The following is a 23,590-nucleotide window of genomic DNA, read 5'->3' as shown; positions in this document are numbered from 1 at the left end:
CTTGTCCCCATCTGCGATCCAGTCGTTGCCATGCTTCGCTCAGACGCCGTTACTCAAGGCATTCAGCGCTCACCCAATCGAGCAATGCTGAGAGCAGTTGGCTTTGGTGATCATGATTTTGGCAAGCCAATCATCGGGATCGCAAACGGTTTCAGCACGATTACACCGTGCAACATGGGATTGGATGCCCTGTCCCGTCGTGCAGAAGACGCTGCTCGAAAGGCAGGCGGAATGCCTCAGATGTTTGGCACGATCACTGTCAGTGATGGCATTTCTATGGGCACCGAGGGAATGAAATATTCCTTGGTGAGCCGTGAGGTCATCGCTGATGCGATTGAAACGGCATGCAATGGCCAGAGCATGGATGGTGTTCTGGCCGTTGGTGGCTGCGATAAAAATATGCCTGGCGCCATGTTGGCGATGGCACGTATGAATATTCCCTCGATTTTTGTGTATGGGGGAACCATTAAGCCTGGGAAACTTGGAGGCTGTGACCTCACTGTTGTGAGTGCTTTTGAGGCTGTAGGTCAGATTACGAGCGGGAAGATTGATGAAGAGCAGCTGACAGCGATTGAAAAAAATGCCTGCCCAGGAGCTGGAAGCTGTGGAGGTATGTTCACCGCTAATACGATGAGTGCTGCGATTGAAACGATGGGGCTGAGTCTTCCCCACAGTTCAACGATGGCTGCTGAAGATGAGGAAAAGGCAGAGAGTGCAGCCCGTTCCGGTGAAATTCTTGTTGAAGCCATTAAATCTAATATTCGCCCCCTTGATTTACTCACGCGTGAAGCTTTTGAGAATGCGATCAGTGTGATCATGGCGGTGGGCGGGTCCACCAACTCTGTGTTGCATCTGCTCGCGATCGCGCGCACAGCCGGCGTTGATCTCAGTATTGATGATTTTGAAATGATCCGAGAGCGCGTGCCAGTGATTTGCGATCTCAAGCCGAGTGGTCGTTTTGTCACCGTGGATCTTCATCAGGCAGGTGGTATTCCCCAGGTGATGAAATTGCTATTGGACGCAGGACTGCTTCATGGCCATTGCCGCACGATTGAAGGCAAAACCCTGAAAGAACTCTTGGCGAATGTTCCTTCCACACCTCCTGAAGGACAAGAAGTGATCAGGCCACTGAGTGATCCTCTTTATGCAAAAGGCCACTTGGCCATCCTGAAGGGAAATTTGGCATGCGAGGGAGCTGTCGCCAAAATCAGCGGCATTAAAACGCCCGTTCTCACTGGCCCTGCTCGGGTTTTTGAAAGCGAAGAGGATTGTTTGGCTTCAATTATTGGCAAACATATTCATGCCGGCGATGTCATCGTGATTCGCCAGGAAGGTCCTGTAGGAGGACCTGGAATGCGTGAAATGCTTGCACCAACTGCTGCCATTGTTGGTCAGGGACTCGGGGATAAGGTGGCGCTGATTACGGATGGACGCTTCAGCGGTGGAACGTACGGTTTAGTTGTTGGCCACGTGGCACCAGAGGCTGCCGTTGGGGGAGCAATCGGCCTTGTGATGGAGGGAGATAGCATCACAGTGGATGCCAATCAAAATCTTCTTCAACTCAATGTGAATGAGGTTGAACTCGAACGCCGCCGCAGCATGTGGTCAGGGCATCAGCCTAAATATAAGACAGGAGTTCTTGGCAAATATGCTCGACTCGTTTCGAGTTCGAGCCTTGGTGCCGTGACAGATCAGCCTGATTAATGCTCTCTTAAAGAGGGTTCTAATTGATTCATTAGTAGTGGCGTGGTTGATGGACATCTTCGCCATTGATGCGTTTGAAATATTTTGTTGAAGGATTATCTTGAGCTGACATCCTTAGATCAATCCAATCGAGATTGACTCACGAGTTGTGCTCTGAGCCGTCGTGCCATCGCTTCTAAGGGTTGGCCGTCGGCTGGTGCCGTGCAGCGCATGCCGTTATCTCCATGCATCCAAACGGGATGCTGCCCCTGCCAAAGCATGGGGCGCTCAGCTTGATCACACCAACTCAGCATGAGATTCACATCACTGCCGCTTCGATAGATCTCGAGTTCGAGGTCCATGTCCTCCATCCGAGATCCAGACGCATCACGGGTTTCGATGCGAACAAAGAGATCATCAATGCTGGATGGCCCTTCATCCTCGTGAATTGGAACAACAGCATGCTGATATGGCTTACGGCAGAGATCAGCCGTGTGGGCAATCACAACTGCTAAATCGATCATTTGTAAGCTTCGATCGAATGAATCAGAAGTCGGATTGCACCCGCACGGAAGCCTGGATTGGTGGATCCCGCCTCATCAAACCGCGAATGGAGCACTTGTAAGCGCGTGATTGCGGATGCATCAAAGCGCAAAGGGAGTCCCACCGGTTTGGCACGGACCACGGGCTGAAGATCTTTAAAAGCAACCTCCACAACAGTGGTTCCTTCCACCTCTGTTGGAACGGGTGTCACCCAGCGCAATCCGCCAGGAATCATCTCTGTGAGTCCCATCAATCCATCAGAGCAGGCCACTGCAAATTTCAAAGTTCGCCCTTCTGCTTCGATCGCTAAGCGCAAGCCGCTGAAAGCCGAAAGATCGAGGGGGGGTCTGAATAAGGGGGAACGGCAGCTCACAAAACCTCCGCCATCAGCGACCACCTCACCCTCCAGCAATAGACCTTCAGGAGTGAGGCGGCAGCCGGCTTGGCTTGTCCCACCCATGATCGTGTCATTAAGGCAGGTCCAGGTTTCTGGGACCCACAAGTCCTTGTTTCCTTCAGTCACAGAAATCACCAGCCCTGCAATTCCTATTCCCATCAATCATTTTGGATCCAGGTCTGTGATTTGTGTTGCCATTCTGATCTGATGACTGAGTCTTCGTTGGGCGGCCTGTTGTCTTCGTCGGGGTTGGATTTCTATTGCGACTTCTAGCCAGTCTTCCCGCCAGGATGATTGCTGTTCCGCCTTTGACACGAATCTTGCCTTCTTGGTGGCTTCTGCTGCTGCTTTACCTACCTAAAGGTCCATCATTTCTCTTTTCATGGCAATGTAGTGTGAAATACAGCAATACGTAAGATCTAAGTCCGACGATTGAATTGAATTTTCCAAAATAAGAGTTTTTGCTTACATAGTCCACTATCCTTAATCTAGTCTTTACCAGTTTTTTACTAAATGGATTGTTGATTGCCGTAAATAAAATGAGTAGTTTTTTCTACTTGTTAAAATGGCAACCTTTCGCGTTCATACTGCCTCAGAGCTGCAATCAGCTCTCCAAGAAGCCAGTAATAACTCAGCACGCGATAACAGGATTTTGATCCATGATGATATTGAATTAACTCACGGCCTGATTTATTCAGGTTCTGGAAAACTCAAAATCGATGGTGATGGCTCAAGTCTTACTGCTGCTCATGACTTTGAGTCCTATTCTGAACAATCTGATTTGAGTGTGGCCGGCAAGGGTGTAGCCTTGATAACCTCAAGAAGTTCTGCAAAATTTGAAATAAAGGATCTAGTGCTCGATGGTAATAATGGGAGTTCTCAACATGGTTTCGAATTGGATGTTCCTGAAGAGGCAATCGGCACAGTTGAAGTAACTTTTAAAGGCGTTGAAGTGTCTGGTTTCTGGGATCACGGTATTCATATTGATGATCAGTCAGGAGCTACTGGAGCAGGTGGGGATACAGGTGGTGGTAAGGATGACTCAACTGGTGCTAACTCTCAGGCGTCTTTGCTGGTCAAAGTGATTGATTCACAAATTACTGATAATGGTGGTTTTGCAGGTATCAGTGTGAGCGATAGCGACGGACTCCGCATTGATGAGGGTGGAGAAGGCTCGGCGAAGGTGGTTATCAAGAGGAGTGAATTTCTTCGTAATGGTGCAGATGGATTTGAGCTTGATGAGACCGGTATTGGTGATGCAGAGGTGATCGTTAGAGATGCAACTTTCAATGAAAATGGGCCCTTCGATCTCAATGACACTGATGATGGTCTGGATGTTGATGAAGCTGGAGATGGTTCCCTCATCGTAGATATTCGGAACAGCGAGATTAATAACAATAAAGATGAAGGCCTGGATCTTGACGAGGCAGGTGAAGGTGATATTCGTCTAACTATGAAAAGTTCTGAGGCGAATTACAATGGTAATTCTACGGTTGTTGGAGCTACCGATCCCGGTGGTACTGGAGTTAAGCTAAGTGAAGAAGATAGCGGCGATATCATTACTAGCTTTAGGCAAGTTGAAGCTGATGGGAACGATGATTATGGATTCCGTTTAGAGCAGTTTGGGGGTGGTGAGATTGATGCCAACTTCCTCCACTCTAGCGCGGTAAATAATATTAATAGAAATGGCATTCGTCTGGAAAGCTACCAAACAGAAGATGGTGCAGCTGTGGAAATCTACGATCCTATTAATGCGCTTTTTAGAAATGTCGTTGCGACGGGCAATGGTAGATCAGCTCTTAGAGCTGATGGATCGACGGGGACTATCCGTGTAGTGGGCGGCGATTATGCTCCAATCGGTAGTGATCTTTTTGATTTCGATGACTATAGTGGAACTGTTTTATTTGCGCAATCATTCTAATTCTTTACGTCTTTCCCCTGTCTTCTAGGCACTGGTGAAGGTCCAATTGTGTTTTGATTTGACTGCGATTTAGTGCAGAAAATTTAATCTATACCAAGCAAATTTATTGTTGAACATGGTAAACCCTTGTCTTTTGACAGGGGTTTTTTTTGGCAGCCGCCTCGCCCCACTGGCTCTCTATTCTGACCTTTTCGGTAGCCTCTCTTGCAAGGATGGAAGTAATAGCTTCAGTTGATCTCGGGCTATTGAGCAGACGTGCTCAGTTATATGCCGCTCCCTTCAGAGGTGGCTATTCAGCCCACTAGTAGGTCATGCCTGCAAGAAGATATGTGAATCATCTTGAATGTTCCCTGCTGGATGCGATGACTCTCGGAGGCATAACGTGCTTTGGATTGCTAAGTACTCAATCCTCTCTCCAGATTTCAGGAAGCTTAATCCTCGAATCGATGGCTACTGATTACAAGTTCTTCGAAACCAAATAGAGGATTAGTTCGAAGAAGCATTTCTACTGTTGTCAGGTCGAGTTTGCGTTGGTTTTTGCTGGTGATGTGTTTCATGATCCCTCTCTGGCAGCTTCGTCGGCGAGCACAATAATTTCAGCCTCTGGTTTCGCCAATTTTGCGGGAGTGCGTAGTGGGGATTCAGCTGGATCGAGCAAGCGTCGCAGGGCTTCCCGTTTATTGGCACCACTAACCAGGAACATCACGGTTCGAGACGCGCTGAGTACCGGTGCAGTCAGTGTGATGCGCTCCAACCCCTTACCCCGTCCAATCGTGGTCCAGCGATCACGAACCTCAGGAGCGTCAGTGCCGGGGAAGAGTGAGGCGGTGTGACCGTCATCACCAAGGCCCAACACCATCATGTCGAAGATGGGTGGTTCGCCATTGCAGCTGTTGGCAATTAGTTGAGCAAAAGCATCGGCACTGGCTTCGGGTGAGGGAAGTTCCACGGTTGGAACCGGATGAAAGCAGGCCGCTGCACCAGGCTCACCGGTTTGGAGCAACGTGGAACGAAGCATGCGGGCATTGCTGGACTCATCATCCGCAGAGACCCAACGTTCGTCTCCGAGGAACACATCCACGCGGTTCCAAGGTAAATGTTGTTGCCCTAAGCGCTGATAAGCCTGGGAGGGAGTGCTCCCTCCCGACAGTGCAATCTGAGCTCGATCACGTTGATCAAGCGCCAGTTGTATGGCTGTGGCGATGTATTCAGAGGCCCGCAGCGCTAGATCCTGGGGATCTCGGGCGCGTTCAATGCGATAGGAGGTCATCGGTCAGCTCAATCCAACCACTCGGTGTGAAAACTGCCTTCCTTATCAACGCGTTGATAGGTGTGGGAGCCAAAGCAGTCGCGCATGGCTTGAACGGCATTTTGAGGCAGACGAGCTGTGCGGTAGCTGTTGATGTAGTCGAGCGTGTTGCTCAAGCAAGGCACGGGAATTCCGGCTTCTGCGGCTCCTGCAACGACCTTGGCTAAACCGGGAAGGCGGGTGTTGACCTGATTGGCAAACCAGGGATCAATGAGCAGATTGTTGAGCTGCGGATCGGTTGTGAAGGCATCCTGAATGCGCTGAAGCAGTCGTGCGCGAATGATGCAGCCACCCTTCCAGATCTGAGCGATGGAAGGCATGTTCAAGTTGTAATCGTGTTCTGCGGAAGCGATCCGCAGAAGCTCCATCCCTTGGGCGTAGCTGGCCATACAAGCAAGCACCATCGCATCCATTAGGGGTGCCATTCCATCGGCAGGGGTGCCTAGATCAAAGGCCTTGACTGCGGGACCTTTGAGGATGGTTTCCGCTTTGACGCGTTGATCTTTCATCGAACTCATCACGCGGCCATTGAGAGCTGCATAGATGGTTGGGACAGACGCACCCATCTGCAGGGCGCTCACCACAGTCCATAAACCCGTGCCTTTTTGCCCAGCTTTGTCCTGAATCTTTTCGATCAGATCGCTCCCATCATCGGGATCCTTGGTGCGCAAGCAGACCTCTGTGATCTCAACGAGGTAAGAGGCGAGTTCCTCCGTGCTGTTCCAATGGGCAAAGACGTCGGCCATCTGGGTGCCATTCATGCCCCCCACCCTCTTCATGAGGTCATAGCCCTCAGCAAGGATTTGCTCGATCCCGTATTCAATGCCGTTGTGCACTGTTTTGACGAAGTGTCCTGATCCGCCTGGGCCGATGTAGGTGACACAAGGACCGTCTTCGACTTGGGCCGCCATTTTGGTGACCAGGCTCTCGATGGCGTCGTAAGAGGCCTTGGTGCCGCCGGGCATCATGCTCGGACCTTCTAGAGCGCCTTTGGCACCGCCAGATACGCCCATGCCGATGAAGCCGAAGCTTTTGCTTTCCAACTCGGCCACACGACGCTCTGTGTCGCGATATTCCGAGTTGCCCCCATCAATCAAGAGATCTCCTTCATCTAAAAAGGGAGAAATCTGTTCGATGACGGCATCAACGGGACCACCCGCTTTCACCATCATTAAGATGCGGCGAGGCCTTTCTAATTTGTCAACAAAATCCTGAAGGTCGGTGGCACCTTGAATGTTTTTACCGGCGCCTAAACCTTTCAGAAAGTCTTCTGTCTTTGAATAAGTGCGGTTGTAAACAACACTCGAAAAACCATTGCTCTCAGCATTGAGAACAAGATTCTCGCCCATCACGCCTAGACCGATGAGACCAAAGTGAGACTTGGACATCAAAAACTGCTTTCACTGCTGTCAGTGTGACCACAGGATCAAAGATCGGCTGCGAACTGGTCCACCTCTGTCAGGGATAAGAGATGGAAGCGCCGATCCTCAAATGGCTTTGTGCTCAAATCACTGTGTCGTCGGCAATTGAAGCGTTTTTAACGACAACGATGATTCCGTTTCGAATGTAGAAGCCTTGGTCAGGACGATCGGCTTCTTCCACGTGATCCTTATTCACGATGGTGACGTTCTTACCAATCCGAGCATTCTTATCAAGAATGGCTCGTTTCACAGTGGTGCCCTCACCAACGCCGACAGGAATACCACCTCGTGCTCTCAGGGTTTCGCGTTCGCTTTGAGATTCAAAGAAGTCAGCTCCCATCAACAACGAATCCTGGAGAACCACATTGTTTTCCACGCGACTACGCACACCAAGAACGGAGTGGTGAATGCTGCAGGCCTTGATAATCGATCCCTCACTAATGATCGAATCTGTGATCTGACTGTCCACAAACTTGCTAGGTGGCAAATACCGCGGGCGTGTGTAAATCGGGAATGCTTCGTCGTAGAAGCTGAATGGAGGAGTTGGCTGCTGGGTTAGGGCCAGATTGGCTTCATAGAAGGCTCCGATGGTACCGATGTCTTCCCAGTAATCATCAAAGACATAGCTCTTGAGGGTGTCACCACGAGAGAGTGCTTCTGGGATGACCTCCTTGCCGAAATCCTTATGTCCAGGATTTGAATCGAGGAGATCAAAAAGGGTTTTACGACTGAAGACGTAAATGCCCATGGAAGCGAGGTAAGGACGCTCCTTAGAGGACTCAGCGCTGAGGCCAAAGCGAGATGTGTCAACGGCCATTTCCTTCAAGGAATCGCCCTTGGGCTTCTCGCGGAACTCCTTGATGTTTCCGTTCTCATCGGTTCGCATCAAACCGAATGCTTCTGCTTGTGCAGCGTCCACAGGCAGTGCTGCAACCGTGAGGTCTGCTCCCGTACTGCGGTGATGCTCCACAAAACGGCTGTAATCCATCCGGTAGAGCTGATCACCGGAGAGAATCAAGTATTCATCAACATCCCATTCGCTAAACAGGGTTTGGTACTGGCGCACCGCATCAGCGGTTCCTTCAAACCAAGACGGGCTATCGAGCGTCTGTTGCGCCGCTAGAACTTCGACAAACCCTTGTCCAAATCCGGCATTGAGGTTGTAAGTCTGGCTGAGATGGCGATTCAGCGAAGCGCTATTGAACTGCGTCAACACATACATCTTGTTGATGCTGGAGTTGATGCAATTGCTGATTGGAATATCAATCAGGCGGTATTTGCCCGCCAAAGGCACTGCTGGCTTGGCTCTCATCTTTGTGAGTGGTTGGAGACGGGTGCCAGCCCCTCCCCCGAGAATGATTGCCAGTACTCGCTTCATGCCGCTCCCGCCTTTCGGCTATGCCGGGCAAACTTACTGGATTTTTCCCGTTCGAAACCAACCCTTGGGCCAGATGGTGGAGATTGCAGGAAATTAATCTTGCGAGGGTGCTCCAGATTCCAAATCAAAAATTCTTTCAACGACCTGAAGAGCCTGTTGTCGCTCGCTGCGTTGCTGTGCACTGCGGAGCTGAGTCACAGGGGTGTGAAGGATCTTGTTGATCATTCCCTTGGTTAAGGCCTCCACAACCTTGCGTTCTCGTGCTGAGAAATCAGGACCCATGCGGCTCAGCGCTTTGGTGAGTTCCTCGACTCGGATCTCCTCAAGCGAGGCCCTCAAACGGTTGATGGTGGGAACGGCCTCAAGGCTGTCCCACCACTCGAGGAAAAGGCGGCTCTCTTCTAGAAGCAACCCTTCAGCTTCTCGAGCAACCTGTTGTCGGGCCTCTTGGTTGCGCTCTACAACCTCTTGAAGATCATCCACATCGTGGGATTCCACTCCAGATACCGCATGCACGTCGGAGGCGATATTGCGAGGCACGCCGATATCAACCAGTCGCAATGCGCTGCGGCGATTGAGAGCGTTCAATCTGTTGGCATCGATGATTGGATCATCAGCGGCTGTGCTTGTAAAGACCAGCGAACAGGTGCTCAAGCACTGATCAAGATCATCAAGCCCACGGCACTGAATGGGCAGATTTGGGAAGTCTGTTGCTAACGCTGAGGCCCGCTCAATCGTGCGATTCAGCAACACCACTCCAGAGGCTCCCTTGGCTTGAAGGTGTTGGAGGAGTAACCGGCTCATGCGTCCAGCGCCGACAACGGCGATCTGCTCCGTTTCAAGCGTTACTAATGCATCCTGGCCGCGAGATTGTCCAAGTTTGAGTTGAGCCAATTCAACCGCTGCTGAGCTCACAGACACAGCACCGGTGCTGAGATTGGTTTCAGAACGGACGCGCTTTCCTGTGCTGACAGCTTGGGTTAGCAGACGATTGAGAATGGGCCCGATCGATTTGTGTTCTTGCCCCAGGCGCATCATTTTCTTGACCTGGGACAAGATTTGTCCCTCACCAAGAACAAGGCTGTCGAGTCCTGCCGTCACGCGCATCAAATGTGCGATGGCTTCATCGTGGTGATAGGTGAACAGGTGCGGAGATAGATCACGGCTTTCCAAACCGGAGTGGCCACTCAGAAAATCACGTACAGCAGCAATCCCTAAATCGGGGTTGCGCACCAAGGTGTAAATCTCAAGTCGGTTGCAGGTGCTGAGGATTGATGCCTCCAACACCTGCTCATGATTTCGCAGGTTTTGTAGGGATTCCTCCATGGTTTGCTCAGGAATGCTGAGCTTTTCGCGCACTTCGACCGGAGCCGTTCGATGACTGAGGCCGACTACGGCGATATGCATAGAGAAATCCCTCTGTTGCTGCGTGAATCAGTTCAAAGCGATGCTTTGAGCACCATCCTTCATGTGAATGGTGTTTGTGAAACTGCAGGTGTTGTTCAGGTTGCTGATGATCAAGCTGCTCGTGCGGGTGCAATCAGTTTCGAACTTCACTCCGTTGAAAAGAAGACCATCTGTGATGCCGCTGCCGGCGAACACAACGTGCTCTCCGCAGGCGAGCTCACTGGCTTCGTACACCTTATCGGGGTCGGTAATCCCCATTTCTGCAAGGCGGGCGAGATTGCCTTCCTTCGTCATATCTGCCCACTCAGATGTCTGAGCAATGGCTGGGTCATACACCAGTTGTCCTTGGAAGTGTCCGCCAAGCGCGCGCATCGCGGCAGCTGAGATCACACCCTCAGGTGCAGCACCAATGCCCATCAAGCAATGCGTTCCGGTTCCAGCAAAACCACAAGCGATAGCGGCCTGCACATCACCATCTGAAATGGGTTGAATACGAGCACCGGTGGCGCGGATTTCAGTGATCAGATCTTTGTGACGGGCACGATCCATCACAACGATGGTGAGCTCGTCAGGAGCAAGACCCAAGCACTCGCTGAGGATTTTGATGTTTTCAGTCGCAGATTTGCGAATGTCAACCTTGCCCTTAGCTGCTGGAGGAGCAGCCAACTTCTTCATGTAGAAGTCGGGAGCGTTGAACAAACCACCGCGGTCGGAAGCAGCTAAAACGGCCATGGAGCCGCGCTGGCTGTAGGCACAAAGATTGGTTCCTTCACAAGGGTCAACGGCGAAATCCACGCCAGGGCCAGTGCCGGTACCGACTTCTTCGCCGATGTAGAGCATGGGAGCTTCGTCGCGTTCCCCCTCGCCGATCACAATGCGGCCCTGCATTTGGATCTGATTCATGCGCTTGCGCATGGCATCAACAGCCAATGCATCCGCTTCATCCTTCAGACCTTTGCCGGAGAGCGTGGCGGAAGCGATGGCGGCCTGCTCGACGATCTCGAGAATTTCCTGGATGAGAGTGCGATCCACGTAAGTGCTGCGGGGGTTAAAGAGAGGCTTTGAGGAGAAAGCCTGCAACAGCAGGGATTTCTGTCTCAGATGCGCGGCTCACTGTATCAGTGGTATCAGCGCTCTTTACAATCGACCTATCCCATAGCGCACTCCGTCATGAGCACCAAACCCCTGGTGATCTCTCCATCGATCTTGTCTGCTGACTTTTCCCGCTTGGGTGAAGACGTCAAAGCTGTTGACGAGGCGGGTGCTGACTGGATTCATGTCGACGTCATGGATGGTCGATTTGTTCCCAACATCACGATTGGCCCGCTGATTGTGGAGGCCTTGCGTCCGGTTACTAAAAAACCTTTGGACGTGCACCTGATGATTGTGCAGCCTGAAAATTATGTAGAAGACTTCGCAAAAGCTGGGGCAGACATTATTTCTGTGCAAGTTGAGGCCTGTCCTCACCTGCATCGCAATCTTGCTCAAATTAAGGATCTCGGCAAAATGGCGGGGGCTGTGCTTAACCCCAGCACTCCACTCGACACGCTTGAGTACTGCTTAGAGCTCTGTGATCTTGTTTTGATCATGAGTGTGAATCCAGGTTTTGGTGGTCAGAGCTTTATTGATAATCAAGTCAAGAAAATTAGTGATCTTCGCCGTATGTGCGATGAAAAAGGCCTTGATCCATGGATTGAAGTGGATGGAGGCGTTAAAGGTGCTAATGCATGGAAAGTGATTGAAGCTGGTGCGAACGCCATCGTGAGTGGTTCTGGTGTGTTCAACCAACCCGATTACGCAGCGGCAATTCAGGGAATCCGTAACAGCAAGCGCCCTTAGTGGTTTGGCGTTTAGCAAGGAATTCAATGTTGCTCGTTTAGACCCAACTCAATTCTCTGTGACCCCTGCAATTTGCAGGGGTTTTTTGATGCACTGGTGAATGCATGATGATTCTAAGGGATGTATCTTCTTTGCTATTTCAAGGTTCCATCAGTTGTGTGAGTGGATCATCTTTGCTTCGAACATCTGGCGAGTGAAATGCTTAAAAGTGTTTAAATCGCCTTTTTTAGGGGTAAAGGACCTTGATAGGTTGAACCTAAAGAGGGTTTTATGAAAACATTTACCGCACGTTATTTTTGCTTCCATGATCGTACCTAAGGCCATTAAGGGCCTGTCTTGCTTGCTCTGTGATGCGCCCGTTCAAGTCTTAGATTTTTTCTTTGAAGGCTTTTCTGTAATCCTTGCACTGGTAGGAGGAGTGAAGGCTTTGGGTTGTTTCGTCGATTGCACAGTTAAAGCCTTCTCTGAAAGCAGCACGCTTCATGGCTTCGATTTGAGAGACAGCGTAAATGCCGAGCACAATCAAGATGAAAAGTGAAATCCCTGCTCCCGTGCCTTTTGGGTACAGCTTCATCGCTTCTGGGTCATGTGTTGAATGAGTTTAGGGCGCTAATATTGAGTTGTAAAGAATGAAAGATCAAGGTCTTCAGTTTGCTTGTATTTTGGTATGGGGAGTATGTTTTTCAGGTGTTGGCTGGCTGAACTGAAATCTTTATGTGCTTTTTTTGTTTTTTCCAACAAGCCAAGCACTAAATGCAAGCATCAGTACGCATCCACAGTATTGGAGTATGTCTGATATTGATTGCACTTCATAGCTAATCATTTGCTTAAATGCTGTTACGATTAATGCGACGATGATGACATTTGTTAATTTCTGCTTGAGAGATTCAAGTGAGGTAATGCTGAGTATGTTTCGCCTTTCTTTTGATAGATCTTGAAGTCGTGGATCGATGTCAGAAATGATCAGCTCATAGATCCCGTATCCGAAAATAAGTAGGGCAATTCCGATCACGTAGTAATCAATTCCGCCTACCACTTTGCCAAGCAAGATAATACTTTTATCTGGATTGAAGGATCCTTTGAATAAATGACTGAGTGCGTGAATCTCCTCTTGGGTTCCAAGGATGAAACAGCTAACGCTGCCAAGGAGGCTCATCACAACAGGCAGGATGGTCACCAGTCGGAATCGCCACAGCAAATGTTCAAAACGTGACTCGAATCGGGCTCTCCGACTCTTTTTGATTTGAAGTTCTGCCATTTGCTCATTCATGGTTGATTGTTAATGCTTTGGTTCTTTTCATTAAACGGTTGCGGCTGGTGGATTGGTTGGTGGCGGAAGCGGACGCGGTGTAAAGAGTGCCGGAATAGACAGCGTGATCAAGGCGCTACCAACGGCCAGCAGCACGAGGAGGGGCAACGGTTTGACGAGGGGCTGCTTCTCTAGGACCGTTCCACAGCGCACGCAAATTGGCGTGGCTCCAGGGGGTGGGTGTAGGACAACGGCTGGTCCACAACAGCATTCTGGGCAGCGAAAACGGGCCATGGGTTTATTTTATAGATGCTGATCTCTTGCTGCCACAGATTAATTCGTCGCTGCAAACTTTGTGTGATTAAAGTCTTTTGAATCAATGGTTCGTTGATTTCTGTTGATTCGTTCGTGGCTAATTTTGAGTTTATGGACATGATTTGTCTGTTCTATATCTAATAAAAAAGTAGGCTAATGTATAAATTTTTTGTATGCACAAAAGACCTCTAAATACTTTTTTATATTCAAGCAGGGATTCAATTGGCAGGCAAAGGCAAAGGCAAAGGGTAGAAACCTGCGGTTGGGGCCTAGTCCTTGACAGAATCGTGCGTTGCCGACAGTTGTTCTGCCATGCCCCTCAGCTCTTTGGTGCGTCTGTTGCAGACCTCAGCGCTGAGCGGTGAGTTGTGCGAAAGAGCGGAACGGGACCAAAGGCTGTTGATGCGCGGCGCTGGCCGAGCCGCTAGGGCGTTGGTGGCCAGTGCGATGGCGCGACGCATGGATCAGCCCCTGCTGGTGGTCGTTCCCACGTTGGAGGAGGCCGGACGTTGGACAGCCCTCTTGGAGCTGATGGGGTGGTCCCGTGCCCAGCTTTATCCCACCAGTGAAGGGTCTCCATACGAACCTTTTGACTCCACAACCGAAATCACCTGGGGCCAACTGCAGGTGTTGAGCGAGCTGCAAACAGACCGCAGCAAAAGTGATTTAGCGATCGTTGCCACAGAGCGCTGTCTGCAGCCCCACTTGCCACCTCCGCTGGCACTTGCAGAGCATTGCCGGGCCTTGAAGAAGGGCGATGTTGTGGATCTCGAAGAGCTGTCGACCTACCTGAGTCAACTCGGCTATGAGCGCGTCTCGACGATTGATCAGGAAGGAACCTGGAGTCGTCGTGGCGACATTGTTGACGTTTATCCCGTGAGTAGTGAGCTCCCTGTGCGTTTGGAGTTCTTTGGGAATGAACTCGACAAACTTCGCGAATTTGATCCAGCTAGTCAGCGTTCCCTCGACGCTGTCGACACGCTCAAGCTCACCCCAACTGGTTTCAGTCCTCTGATAGCTGAATGTCTGCGCGAGCAGGTGCCTGATGACCTTGACCAATTGCTGAATGAAGCGCAGATCACTGAGCTGCTGGAGGGCGGAACCCCTGAGGGGATGCGTCGATTGATGGGTTTGGCCTGGGACGCACCTGCGTCCCTACTCGATTATTTGCCTGCAGACTGCTGCATCGCTATCGATGAGCGCCGGCATGGCAGCGCCCATGGGCAGCAGTGGCTTGATCACGCTGAAGAGCAACACGCCGAGCTTCCTGTTCCCATTCCCTCTTTGCATCGGCCCATCAAGGAGGCGATGGAGCTTGCTGAGGCGTTTGCTGGGTTCGATCTGGCAGAACTTCAGGAACACGACAGCCACCCCAATGCCTTCGATCTCGCCAGTCGGCCCGTTCCTTCTTATCCCAATCAATTCGGAAAACTCGGTGAATTGATCAAACAGCATCAACGGGAGCGTCAGGCTGTTTGGTTGTTGTCAGCCCAGCCCAGCCGCGCTGTGGCTCTGCTTGAAGAACATGACTGCATCACGCGCTTTGTCCCCAATGCAGCCGATACGCAAGCGATCGATCGCTTGATTGAGCAGGGCACACCTGTGGCCTTAAAAACCCGAGGAACAGCTGAGCTCGAGGGACTGCAACTTCCTGCATGGAGGGTGGTTCTTCTTACGGACCGCGAATTTTTTGGACAGCAGTCGCTCACCAGCAGCGGTTACGTGCGTAGGCGGCGCAAAGCGGCCAGCCGCACCGTTGATCCCAACAAGATGCAGCAAGGGGATTTCGTGGTGCATCGCAACCATGGAATTGGTCGCTTTAAAAAGCTCGAAAAATTAGCGATCAGCGGTGAGGTTCGCGATTACCTCGTTGTTCAGTACTCCGATGGCATCTTGCGGGTGGCCGCCGATCAGCTGGGAAGCCTCGGTCGGTTTCGCGCCAATAGTGATACGCCGCCGCAGCTCAGCAAAATGGGCGGCTCCGCTTGGGTGAAGGCGAAGGAGAGGGCCACCAAGGCGGTTCGCAAAGTTGCTCTTGATTTGGTGAAGTTGTACGCCGAACGCCATCAAGCTGCAGGGTTTGCCTTTCCGATCGATGGGCCATGGCAGGTTGAACTCGAGGATTCCTTCCCCTACGAACCCACCTCTGACCAACTCAAGGCCACGGTTGATGTCAAGCGAGACATGGAGAAACCAGAGCCGATGGACCGGTTGGTTTGCGGTGATGTGGGTTTCGGGAAAACAGAGGTGGCCATCCGAGCGATTTTCAAAGCCATCACCGCTGGCAAACAAGTGGCCATGCTGGCTCCCACAACGGTGTTAGCGCAACAGCATTGGCGCACGCTCTCAGAACGTTTTGCCCCCTACCCAATCAAGGTGGCTCTGCTCAATCGTTTCCGCACCACAGGTGAGCGCAAAACAATTCTTGAGGAACTCAAGGCTGGCACCATCGATGCGGTGGTGGGCACACACCAGCTGCTCAGCAAGAACACCGCCTTCGACAAACTTGGTTTGCTGGTGGTGGATGAGGAACAACGTTTTGGTGTGAATCAAAAGGAAAAAATCAAGGCCTTGCGCAAGGACGTGGATGTTTTGACGCTCTCGGCGACGCCCATACCGAGAACCCTTTACATGAGCCTGTCTGGGGTGCGTGAGATGAGTTTGATTACCACTCCACCACCGTTGCGCCGTCCGATCAAAACCCACCTAGCAGCTCTGGATGATGAGGCGGTGCGGAGTTCCATCCGCCAAGAACTTGATCGTGGTGGGCAGGTGTTTTATGTGGTTCCTCGAGTGGAAGGGATTGAAGAGGTGGCCGGCAAGCTTCGTGAAATGCTTCCTGGTCTCAAGCTCCTCGTGGCCCATGGACAAATGGCCGAAGGTGAGCTCGAGAGCGCGATGGTGGCGTTCAACGGAGGGGAAGCCGACGTGATGCTCTGCACCACGATTGTGGAGAGCGGCCTCGACATTCCCCGTGTCAACACGATCCTGATTGAAGATGCCCACCGGTTTGGACTCGCTCAGCTCTATCAGCTCAGGGGACGGGTCGGGCGCAGTGGCGTCCAAGCCCATGCCTGGTTGTTTTATCCAGGAGATGCCTCGCTCAGTGAAGCGGCACGTCAGCGCTTACGGGCCATCCAGGAATTCGCACAGCTCGGCAGTGGGTATCAATTGGCGATGCGGGATATGGAGATCCGCGGGGTGGGCAACTTGTTGGGTGTGGAGCAAAGCGGTCAGATGGAGGCCATTGGTTTTGATCTCTACATGGAGATGTTGCAAGAGTCGTTGGCTGAGATTCAGGGACAAGACATTCCCGCAGTGGATGACACGCAGGTGGATCTGCAGGTCACGGCCTTTATTCCTGCGGATTGGATCGTGGATGCCGACGAGAAGATGTCTGCGTATCGAGCTGCATCCGAGTGCCTGAGTTCAGAAGCCCTTGTGGAACTTGCTGCTGGTTGGGCTGATCGCTACGGGGCCTTGCCTGGACCTGTTCAATCCCTGCTGCAGTTGATGGACCTCAAGCTGCTTGCGAAACGCTGTGGATTTGCGCGGATTCGTCCTGAAAAACCAAATATTGCGCTCGAAACGCCGATGGAGGAACCGGCGTTCCGTCTTCTTCGTCAGGGTTTGCCCCAACATCTTCATGGCCGACTTGTTTACCAAGCGGGAAGTGGAAGCGTTGCCAAGGTCCTGGCACGAGGTCTTGGCATCTTGCCTGTGGAGAGGCAGCTTGATGAGCTCAAAGGCTGGCTAGAGCAGATGGCATCACAGATTCCTGATCCGGATGGACTGACGCGTGAGCAGCGCGACCGACAGCAAAAAGATCGTAACGAGGCTGTTTTGACGGTTTGAGCCCAAGCCTGCGCTGGAAAGATGAGAAAGTCCAACACAATTCGCAATCCTTCGTTACCATGTGGGCCTACGACGTGATACCCCTGTGGCTGAATTCATCGATCCAATTGCTTCGGGAAGTTCCCTCAGTCTTCTAGGCAGTTTGGTTGGTGCAGCTGCACTTGGAATTTTTGCTCTGTGGCAGAACGACACGGAAAACGATGACGACGACTCGTCTCCTGGTGGTGGTCTGATGCAGCCCGTGGCCTGAGCTGCTCTTCCCTCACATTTGGTCATACAAATCACCCATCTGGGTGATTTTTTTTATGCATTGATGTCCGACCCTGATGAGGTGACCCGACGGCGGACCATGCCAATACAGCCGCTTGACCCCTTTAAACGATGGACGTTGCTTGCTTGCTTCACACCTCTAGTGCTGCTGGTCCCAGCACCTGTCCACGCGCAATCCTGGGCCGCGGTTGATGCCTTACGCACCAAGCTCACGTCTCACGGCGTCAGGGTGGTTCAACGGGATTGCTCAACCCCGGGGTTGCAAGGGGCTTACCACCCAAAAAATGACACCTTGATTGTGTGTCGTACGCACCGCAATGCGGCACAAGTTTGGAACACCCTGGCTCACGAAGCCACCCACAGAATGCAAAGCTGCGCCGGTGGATCGATCACACTTCCGAGCCAACATCGCATGATGTCTCGCGTGTTGAGACGGGAAACACCACAGGAATGGAAATCGATTAGGGCGTATCCCCGTGGTCAGCATCTTGCAGAACTTGAGGCTCGCTATACGGCAAAGCTTCCTGCCAAAGATGTCTTGAAGCTCTTCGATCGCTACTGCGGCTCAACAGTTCGCGTCTAAGACCATCTCGCTCCCTAACAAATACCAACTGACTGATGAATAACCTTCTTCTCCAATTAGCCATGGCAGCCCTTGGGCAAATGTCTGGAGGTGGACGATCTCAATTGCCGCTCAACATTCCATCGAGGCCTTTCCCAGTGAGCCGCCAGAGCCGACCTATGTATCCCACGCGCTCCACTCAGGCGGTCAATCTTCAGGTTGCCACCTTGGCAACGACCACTTGTTTGATGCGATCAGGTTCCATCGGGCGTGGAGAGGCGATCACCTTGTTGGAACGTCAAGGACAGACCTGGGGATGGCCTAGGACTTGGGGGCAACGCATTCCTTTGAACAGCGTGGATCAGGCGATCCAATCGGCTGGTGGCTGCAATGCTCTTGTCCAGAGGGCTCATGAGGCCGCTCCAGGAAGGACAGCCACGATTTCTGCAACGCACCGAGGCCGCAATTCTGGAGGGAATCAAAGCGAACGCGAAGGGTTTGGATTGGCCCCTTATCGCTGAAGTGCCGACTGAAGGTTGGCCGCTCCTGGTTGATAGGTGCTTCCAGTTTTCGGAGCTTGCAATGCTTTGAGCAGGGTGGTTTCTGCTACGCGGTATTGCCCATCTTTGTTGGTCCCCAATTGTTCAACAGTGAGGGTTTTAATTTCCTTCTCGCTCATCTCCACCGGAACATCCGGTTGGATGCCGTTTTTGTGGATATCGGTTCCCTTGGGTGTGAGGTATTTCGCAATCGTCACAGTCATCCCAGAACCGTCAGAGAGACCTCTCACGGATTGGACGAGTCCTTTGCCAAATGTTTTTTGGCCCACCAGAAGTCCACGCTCGTTGTCTTGCAGCGCTCCTGAAAGGATTTCGCTTGCACTTGCTGAGCCTTCGTTCACCAACACCACGACTGGACGGTCGGTTAACGCATTGCCAGTGGCGCGGCGCACATCTTGAATGCCCTCACGGGTTTTTGTGCTGACAATTGTGCCTTCATCCAGCCACTGACGCGCAATGTCGACACTGGCTTCGAGCAATCCCCCTGGATTGCTGCGTAAATCAAGGACGTAACCCTGAGATCCTTGCTTCTCCAGTTCGCGAATCGCTGCACGCATCTCTTTGGATGCATTGGCATTGAACTGCTTCAGGCGGATGTAACCCACCTTGGTGCCATTGGCACTGGTATTGAGCTGACTGTCAACGGCCTGAATTTCAATGCGAGCCCGCACAAGAGGTACGTCGATGATGGAGCCATTCCTGCGCAAGCCCAGGACGACGTCACTTCCTTCCGTTCCACGAATGAGCTTCACAGCATCTTCCGTGGTCATCCCTTTGGTGAGTTGACCATCAATCGAAACGATGACGTCTTTGGGTTGCACCCCGGCTTTTGAGGCAGGCGTGCCCTCGATTGGAGACACCACCACGATCTCTTTGGTGTCTTTGTCCAGTGAGATTTGAATGCCGACACCGGTTAATTCACCTGACGTGTCGATTTGCATTTCCTTGAACTCTTTCGGGTCCAGGAATCGGGTGTAAGGGTCATCAAGACTCGCCAACATGCCGCGAATCGCTTCATACGATTCCGCTGTTCCGGCATAGGACTTGGAGAGCAAGTCCTTGCGAAGAATGGACCACTGATCGAGGTCATAACCCCCGGATGAATCCAGGAAATCTCGATAGACGATCTGCCATACCTGATCAATAACCTCTTTCGGGCTGTTGGTGATGGACGACGAGGTCGTGCTTGGTAAACCCAACCCAGGATTGGCCACCACCACTGCCGCTGTGACAGCCCCTGCGCCTAGGGCAACAAACCAGCTGCTGCGTTGGGATCCTTTGATGCCGAATTTTTTAGCGCGCATGCCGTCCACAAGGACCTTTCCAGCACCTTAACGACATCAGTCGGGTTCAACCCAGCGACCGTCGTCTTTGATCAACTGAACCAAGGCGGCCACACCTTCCGACTCGGGTACTTTTCGGATCTCATCACGATTGCGGTAGAGCGCGATCACCCCAGGCCCTTTGCCGACGTAACCGTAGTCCGCATCAGCCATCTCGCCAGGACCGTTGACGATGCAACCCATCACAGCAATGTCGAGACCGGTGAGATGGCAGGTGGCGTTTCGGACCTGATGGAGGACCTCCTCGAGATTAAACAAAGTGCGACCGCAGCTCGGACATGCCACGTACTCGACCATCGTCTTGCGGATGCCCAGCGCCTGCAAGATCGAGAAGCACACAGGAATTTCCTTTTCAGGGGCTTCTGTTAGGGACACCCGGATGGTGTCTCCAAGGCCTTCCGCCAGCAGCGTTGCGATTCCGGCCGTGCTCTTAATGCGGCCGTAGTCGCCATCCCCTGCTTCGGTGACACCCAAGTGCAGTGGGTAGTTGAATCCTTCCCGATCCATGGTGTCGGCCATCAATCGGTACGCCGCCAGCATCACGGGCGCACGGGATGCCTTCATCGAAATCACGATGTTGTGAAAATCGAGTGAATCGCAAATGCGCACGAACTCCATGGCCGACTCGACCATGCCCTGGGGGGTGTCTCCGTAGGTAAACAGCATGCGTTCAGCCAAGGAGCCGTGATTCACACCAATCCTCAAGGCCTTGTTTTGCTCTTTCAGCACCTTCACGAGAGGAGCAAATGTGTCCTTGATCCGATCTCCAATCGCATCAAACTCGTCTTGGCTGAACTCCTGGCGATCGGGATCTGGTTTATCGAAAACAAACAGCCCAGGATTGATGCGCACTTTGTCGACGTGCTTGGCGACTTCGAGGGCGATGCGCGTGCCGTTGTGATGGACATCGGCCACAAGTGGGACCATGCATCCCTGAGCTCGAAGCGCTGAGCGAATCTTCCCCATCGCTTTGGCATGTCCGATCGACGGCGTCGTGACGCGCACGATTTCGCATCCTGCATCGACAAGACGTCGGATTCCTGCGACCGATCCGTCGATATCAAGCGTGTCTTCATTGATCATCGATTGCACCGCGATCGGGTGCTCACTTCCGATCGGAACATCGCCGACCATCACCGTGCGCGTCACCCGGCGGTGAATCTTGGTGTCGTAACGCTGCGAGGCGGTCATCAAGGATCGCTCGAATCTGGAGTTAACCCTGACACAACCCCGTTCAGGGCGTGCTTGACGTTGGCTAGATCAGTCATGAACAGCGAGCGGGGCTTGCCAGGGTCTCGTGAAGGATTGCGCAAGAGGTAGGAGGGATGAAAACTCGGCATCACATAACGCCCTTGCCATTCCGTCCACTGCCCCCTTAAGCGACTAATCGGGGTGCGGCATTCGAGCAGTGTTGCTGTGGCTGTTGCTCCAAGAATGAACAGGATCTCCGGATTGACCTCAAGAATTTGACGATCCAGCCACGGTCTGCAGGCCTTGAGCTCAGCTGGGCTTGGACGTCGATTGCCAGGGGGCCGGCATTTGATCAAGTTGCAGATGTAGATGTCGTCGGTTTGATCAAGACCGACCTCCGCCAGGCAGGCATCCAAAAGTCGGCCGGAACGCCCAACAAAGGGACGCCCCTGAGCATCCTCATCAGCCCCTGGTGCTTCACCAATCACCATCAGCCGCGCTGAAGGATTCCCGCGACTGACCACAACATGCTGGCGTTCTTTCGCTAAGTCACAGCGTTGACACTGGAGACAGGACGCTTCTAAGTCTTCTAAGGACACGCGCTTGGCTTGCTCGGCTCAAACCCTATGAGTTCAGGGCACCTTGCGGCAGCACCAAGGTGAGAAAGGGCTGCCCTTCCGGATCCTCCATCCAGCATTCCGCTCCAAACGATTCGAGACGAGCGGCTTCGCGCCGCCGCGCTCCCAACGCTTCCAGTTGTTGGATCCAACCTCCGAGCTCCGTCTCTGGATGGTCGGTTCCGATCCGTTGAAAACAAGGGGACAGGGCCGCACCTCGAACGGGCCAAGGCCGTTGACGAGAAGGGCAATAAATCTGAAGCGTTCCTCCGGTTGGTAGAGACACCATCCAGTGCTGGTCAGACAGTCCTGCACGGCATGAACATCCCAAAGCTTTCGCATAAAACTCAGCCAGCGATTGGGGATTGTTGGCCGCCAACACCCAACTCAGAGAGGCCTTTTCAGCTGACATGTTCGTCGTGGTCAACATTTCGTTCCAGGCTGTCATCAGCACATCGGTGTTGTCACCGACGCCACATCAGGCAGGATGTTGGTTCACATATCTGAGCATCCATCGAGGGGGTGCCGTGCTGATGCCAGGCCCCCCATCTCTCTCGCACCGAGCCTTGGCTCTGCAGCCATCGCTCACACTTGCCATCAGCGCCCGAGCAAAAGCTCTGCAGCAGCAGGGTGTAGACGTTTGCAGCCTGAGTGCAGGGGAGCCGGATTTCGGCACGCCAGAATTCATTGTTGAGGCAACGATCCAGGCCCTCAGGGATGGCATCACCCGGTACGGACCCGCTGCTGGCGATCCGGAGCTTCGCGCTGCCATTGCTCAGAAATTGAGTCTTGAAAACAAGATCCCCACCACCGCCGATCAGGTCTTGGTGACCAATGGCGGCAAGCAGGCGATCTACAACCTGTTCCAAGTTCTTTTGAACCCAGGTGATGAAGTCATCATTCCGGCCCCCTACTGGTTGAGTTATCCAGAAATTGTTCGCTTGGCCGGGGGAAAGCCCGTCACAGTTCGGTCGTCAGCAAGCGATGGGTTTGGCCTTGATCTGAACTTGATCGAACAATCCATCACCTCAGCAACCAAGGTTTTGGTGCTCAATTCACCGGGTAACCCAACGGGGCGTGTGTTGTGCCTCAGTGAATTGGAAGCCTTGGCAGAGCTGGTGCGAAAGCATCCAAACCTGATGGTGATGAGCGACGAGATCTACGAATATTTATTGGAAGACGGAGAATCTCACCACAGTTTTGCCGCCGTCGCGCCAGATCTCAGAGAGCGTTGTTTTGTGGTGAATGGTTTTGCCAAAGGTTGGGCGATGACCGGATGGCGACTCGGATATCTCAGTGGTGACAGCACGGTGATTAAGGCCGCGGCTGCCCTTCAAAGCCAAAGCACCAGCAATGTGTGCAGCTTTGCCCAACGGGGAGCATTGGCAGCGCTTCAGGGGTCACGGGACTGCGTCCGTGCGATGGCTGTGAGCTACAACACGCGGCGTGCTGAGCTCTGTACGGGGCTGCAACAGATGGAAGGCATCACCCTCGTGCCACCCAGAGGTGCGTTTTATGCGTTCCCTCGCTTGCCTGATGCCATTACCGATTCACTGGCCTTTTGTGAGCGTGCTCTCGAGCAGGAGGGACTGGCGATTGTTCCTGGTGGTGCCTTTGGCGATGATCGTTGCGTCAGGCTTTCTTGTGCCGTCTCGCGTGAGACGATTTCAGAGGGACTGAGTCGGTTTCAGCGTTTGCTGACAAGTCCCTAACACCATTATTTGTCAAGC

Annotated in this window: 22 protein-coding genes; 8 read left to right on the top strand and 14 right to left on the bottom strand. The window is 52.5% G+C overall.

Annotated elements, in window-relative coordinates:
* Positions 1-30 precede the first annotated feature (30 nt).
* Positions 31-1,704 carry a dihydroxy-acid dehydratase gene (gene ilvD / locus SynSYN20_RS08755; protein ID WP_186523068.1) on the top strand — a complete coding sequence of 558 codons (1,674 nt, stop codon included), beginning with the start codon at positions 31-33 and terminating at the stop codon, positions 1,702-1,704.
* Positions 1,705-1,823: 119 nt separating this feature from the next.
* Here ilvD and SynSYN20_RS08750 read toward each other — a convergent pair whose 3' ends face one another.
* Both SynSYN20_RS08750 and SynSYN20_RS08745 read right to left on the bottom strand, forming a co-directional pair.
* The gene (locus SynSYN20_RS08750; protein ID WP_186523066.1) at positions 1,824-2,207 is read right to left on the bottom strand and encodes a hypothetical protein; all 384 of its coding nucleotides are present in this window, start codon (positions 2,205-2,207) and stop codon (positions 1,824-1,826) included.
* Complete coding sequence (locus SynSYN20_RS08745; RefSeq protein ID WP_370586730.1) at positions 2,204-2,686, bottom strand: CIA30 family protein; 483 nt, start codon at positions 2,684-2,686, stop codon at positions 2,204-2,206. Before SynSYN20_RS08745 ends, SynSYN20_RS08750 begins: the two co-directional genes overlap by 4 nt.
* A 502-nt stretch (positions 2,687-3,188) precedes the next feature.
* Here SynSYN20_RS08745 and SynSYN20_RS08740 point away from each other — a divergent pair.
* Positions 3,189-4,544, top strand: a complete 1,356-nt coding sequence (locus SynSYN20_RS08740) for a hypothetical protein (RefSeq protein ID WP_186523064.1) — start codon at positions 3,189-3,191, stop codon at positions 4,542-4,544.
* A gap of 553 nt (positions 4,545-5,097) precedes the next feature.
* On the opposite strand, the gene pgl is transcribed toward SynSYN20_RS08740, so the two are convergent.
* From pgl to glpX, 5 genes are all read right to left on the bottom strand, one after another.
* A complete protein-coding gene (pgl, locus tag SynSYN20_RS08735; protein WP_186523062.1) occupies positions 5,098-5,814 on the bottom strand; it encodes a 6-phosphogluconolactonase in 717 nt (238 codons plus the stop codon).
* Positions 5,815-5,822: 8 nt separating this feature from the next.
* The gene (gene gndA / locus SynSYN20_RS08730) at positions 5,823-7,241 is read right to left on the bottom strand and encodes an NADP-dependent phosphogluconate dehydrogenase (RefSeq protein ID WP_186523056.1); all 1,419 of its coding nucleotides are present in this window, start codon (positions 7,239-7,241) and stop codon (positions 5,823-5,825) included.
* 115 nt (positions 7,242-7,356) lie between these two features.
* The gene (locus SynSYN20_RS08725; protein WP_186523055.1) at positions 7,357-8,652 is read right to left on the bottom strand and encodes a glucose-1-phosphate adenylyltransferase; all 1,296 of its coding nucleotides are present in this window, start codon (positions 8,650-8,652) and stop codon (positions 7,357-7,359) included.
* Positions 8,653-8,745: 93 nt separating this feature from the next.
* The gene (locus SynSYN20_RS08720; RefSeq protein WP_186523054.1) at positions 8,746-10,059 is read right to left on the bottom strand and encodes a glutamyl-tRNA reductase; all 1,314 of its coding nucleotides are present in this window, start codon (positions 10,057-10,059) and stop codon (positions 8,746-8,748) included.
* 27 nt (positions 10,060-10,086) lie between these two features.
* Entirely contained in the window at positions 10,087-11,091 is a 1,005-nt protein-coding gene (gene glpX / locus SynSYN20_RS08715) for a class II fructose-bisphosphatase (RefSeq protein WP_048348193.1), read from the bottom strand.
* Between the two features lie 138 nt (positions 11,092-11,229).
* Between glpX and rpe the strand changes: the two genes are divergently transcribed.
* Complete coding sequence (gene rpe / locus SynSYN20_RS08710; protein WP_186515771.1) at positions 11,230-11,898, top strand: ribulose-phosphate 3-epimerase; 669 nt, start codon at positions 11,230-11,232, stop codon at positions 11,896-11,898.
* A 367-nt stretch (positions 11,899-12,265) separates the two neighbouring features.
* On the opposite strand, the gene SynSYN20_RS08705 is transcribed toward rpe, so the two are convergent.
* The 3 genes from SynSYN20_RS08705 to SynSYN20_RS08695 form a co-directional block, all read right to left on the bottom strand.
* On the bottom strand, positions 12,266-12,472 hold the full coding sequence (locus SynSYN20_RS08705) for a hypothetical protein (protein ID WP_186523052.1): 207 nt from the start codon (positions 12,470-12,472) through the stop codon (positions 12,266-12,268).
* A gap of 138 nt (positions 12,473-12,610) precedes the next feature.
* Positions 12,611-13,168 (bottom strand): YqhA family protein, encoded by a 558-nt coding sequence (locus tag SynSYN20_RS08700; protein WP_186523050.1) that lies wholly within the window; start codon positions 13,166-13,168, stop codon positions 12,611-12,613.
* 30 nt (positions 13,169-13,198) lie between these two features.
* The gene (locus SynSYN20_RS08695) at positions 13,199-13,441 is read right to left on the bottom strand and encodes a hypothetical protein (RefSeq protein ID WP_186523048.1); all 243 of its coding nucleotides are present in this window, start codon (positions 13,439-13,441) and stop codon (positions 13,199-13,201) included.
* Positions 13,442-13,774: 333 nt separating this feature from the next.
* Here SynSYN20_RS08695 and mfd point away from each other — a divergent pair, with 333 nt between their 5' ends.
* The 4 genes from mfd (at position 13,775) to SynSYN20_RS08675 (ending at position 18,670) form a co-directional block, all read left to right on the top strand.
* Complete coding sequence (gene mfd, locus SynSYN20_RS08690; protein ID WP_186523046.1) at positions 13,775-17,317, top strand: transcription-repair coupling factor; 3,543 nt, start codon at positions 13,775-13,777, stop codon at positions 17,315-17,317.
* A 61-nt stretch (positions 17,318-17,378) separates the two neighbouring features.
* Positions 17,379-17,567, top strand: a complete 189-nt coding sequence (locus SynSYN20_RS08685; RefSeq protein WP_186525725.1) for a hypothetical protein — start codon at positions 17,379-17,381, stop codon at positions 17,565-17,567.
* A 63-nt stretch (positions 17,568-17,630) separates the two neighbouring features.
* Positions 17,631-18,170, top strand: coding sequence for a hypothetical protein (locus SynSYN20_RS08680; RefSeq protein WP_186523044.1), 540 nt, complete (start codon positions 17,631-17,633; stop codon positions 18,168-18,170).
* 35 nt (positions 18,171-18,205) lie between these two features.
* Positions 18,206-18,670 carry a hypothetical protein gene (locus tag SynSYN20_RS08675; protein ID WP_186523043.1) on the top strand — a complete coding sequence of 155 codons (465 nt, stop codon included), beginning with the start codon at positions 18,206-18,208 and terminating at the stop codon, positions 18,668-18,670.
* On the opposite strand, the gene SynSYN20_RS08670 is transcribed toward SynSYN20_RS08675, so the two are convergent.
* Genes SynSYN20_RS08670 through SynSYN20_RS08655 form a run of 4 tightly spaced genes read right to left on the bottom strand, consistent with a single transcriptional unit; the run spans position 18,661 to position 22,308 of the window.
* Complete coding sequence (locus tag SynSYN20_RS08670; protein ID WP_186523042.1) at positions 18,661-20,013, bottom strand: S41 family peptidase; 1,353 nt, start codon at positions 20,011-20,013, stop codon at positions 18,661-18,663. The two genes, SynSYN20_RS08675 and SynSYN20_RS08670, sit on opposite strands and share 10 nt — an antisense overlap.
* A 36-nt stretch (positions 20,014-20,049) precedes the next feature.
* On the bottom strand, positions 20,050-21,243 hold the full coding sequence (gene ispG / locus SynSYN20_RS08665) for a (E)-4-hydroxy-3-methylbut-2-enyl-diphosphate synthase (protein ID WP_186523039.1): 1,194 nt from the start codon (positions 21,241-21,243) through the stop codon (positions 20,050-20,052).
* On the bottom strand, positions 21,243-21,842 hold the full coding sequence (locus tag SynSYN20_RS08660) for a uracil-DNA glycosylase (RefSeq protein WP_186523029.1): 600 nt from the start codon (positions 21,840-21,842) through the stop codon (positions 21,243-21,245). The genes ispG and SynSYN20_RS08660 overlap by 1 nt, the downstream gene beginning before the upstream one ends.
* 25 nt (positions 21,843-21,867) lie before the next feature.
* Positions 21,868-22,308, bottom strand: a complete 441-nt coding sequence (locus SynSYN20_RS08655) for a VOC family protein (protein WP_186523027.1) — start codon at positions 22,306-22,308, stop codon at positions 21,868-21,870.
* Between the two features lie 85 nt (positions 22,309-22,393).
* Here SynSYN20_RS08655 and SynSYN20_RS08650 point away from each other — a divergent pair, with 85 nt between their 5' ends.
* A complete protein-coding gene (locus tag SynSYN20_RS08650; protein ID WP_186525542.1) occupies positions 22,394-23,572 on the top strand; it encodes a pyridoxal phosphate-dependent aminotransferase in 1,179 nt (392 codons plus the stop codon).
* The last annotated feature ends 18 nt before the right edge of the window (positions 23,573-23,590 follow it).

Source organism: Synechococcus sp. SYN20 (assembly GCF_014279555.1).
GTDB lineage: Bacteria > Cyanobacteriota > Cyanobacteriia > PCC-6307 > Cyanobiaceae > Synechococcus_C.
Note: the sequence above shows the minus strand (reverse complement) of the source record. Positions and strands in the feature narration are given on the sequence as shown.

Bases quoted from the DNA above. Each gene is read 5' to 3' on its own strand.
- SynSYN20_RS08720 (WP_186523054.1), bottom strand. From the start codon at position 10,059: ATGCATATCGCCGTAGTCGGCCTCAGTCATCGAACGGCTCCGGTCGAA.
- SynSYN20_RS08670 (WP_186523042.1), bottom strand. From the start codon at position 20,013: ATGCGCGCTAAAAAATTCGGCATCAAAGGATCCCAACGCAGCAGCTGG.
- mfd (WP_186523046.1), top strand. From the start codon at position 13,775: ATGCCCCTCAGCTCTTTGGTGCGTCTGTTGCAGACCTCAGCGCTGAGC.
- rpe (WP_186515771.1), top strand. From the start codon at position 11,230: ATGAGCACCAAACCCCTGGTGATCTCTCCATCGATCTTGTCTGCTGAC.
- ispG (WP_186523039.1), bottom strand. From the start codon at position 21,243: ATGACCGCCTCGCAGCGTTACGACACCAAGATTCACCGCCGGGTGACG.
- SynSYN20_RS08675 (WP_186523043.1), top strand. From the start codon at position 18,206: ATGAATAACCTTCTTCTCCAATTAGCCATGGCAGCCCTTGGGCAAATG.
- SynSYN20_RS08745 (WP_370586730.1), bottom strand. From the start codon at position 2,686: ATGGGTGGGACAAGCCAAGCCGGCTGCCGCCTCACTCCTGAAGGTCTA.
- ilvD (WP_186523068.1), top strand. From the start codon at position 31: ATGCTTCGCTCAGACGCCGTTACTCAAGGCATTCAGCGCTCACCCAAT.
- pgl (WP_186523062.1), bottom strand. From the start codon at position 5,814: ATGACCTCCTATCGCATTGAACGCGCCCGAGATCCCCAGGATCTAGCG.
- SynSYN20_RS08655 (WP_186523027.1), bottom strand. From the start codon at position 22,308: ATGACAGCCTGGAACGAAATGTTGACCACGACGAACATGTCAGCTGAA.
- gndA (WP_186523056.1), bottom strand. From the start codon at position 7,241: ATGTCCAAGTCTCACTTTGGTCTCATCGGTCTAGGCGTGATGGGCGAG.
- SynSYN20_RS08680 (WP_186523044.1), top strand. From the start codon at position 17,631: ATGTCCGACCCTGATGAGGTGACCCGACGGCGGACCATGCCAATACAG.
- SynSYN20_RS08695 (WP_186523048.1), bottom strand. From the start codon at position 13,441: ATGGCCCGTTTTCGCTGCCCAGAATGCTGTTGTGGACCAGCCGTTGTC.
- SynSYN20_RS08725 (WP_186523055.1), bottom strand. From the start codon at position 8,652: ATGAAGCGAGTACTGGCAATCATTCTCGGGGGAGGGGCTGGCACCCGT.
- SynSYN20_RS08705 (WP_186523052.1), bottom strand. From the start codon at position 12,472: ATGAAGCTGTACCCAAAAGGCACGGGAGCAGGGATTTCACTTTTCATC.
- SynSYN20_RS08700 (WP_186523050.1), bottom strand. From the start codon at position 13,168: ATGAATGAGCAAATGGCAGAACTTCAAATCAAAAAGAGTCGGAGAGCC.
- SynSYN20_RS08740 (WP_186523064.1), top strand. From the start codon at position 3,189: ATGGCAACCTTTCGCGTTCATACTGCCTCAGAGCTGCAATCAGCTCTC.
- SynSYN20_RS08650 (WP_186525542.1), top strand. From the start codon at position 22,394: ATGCCAGGCCCCCCATCTCTCTCGCACCGAGCCTTGGCTCTGCAGCCA.
- SynSYN20_RS08750 (WP_186523066.1), bottom strand. From the start codon at position 2,207: ATGATCGATTTAGCAGTTGTGATTGCCCACACGGCTGATCTCTGCCGT.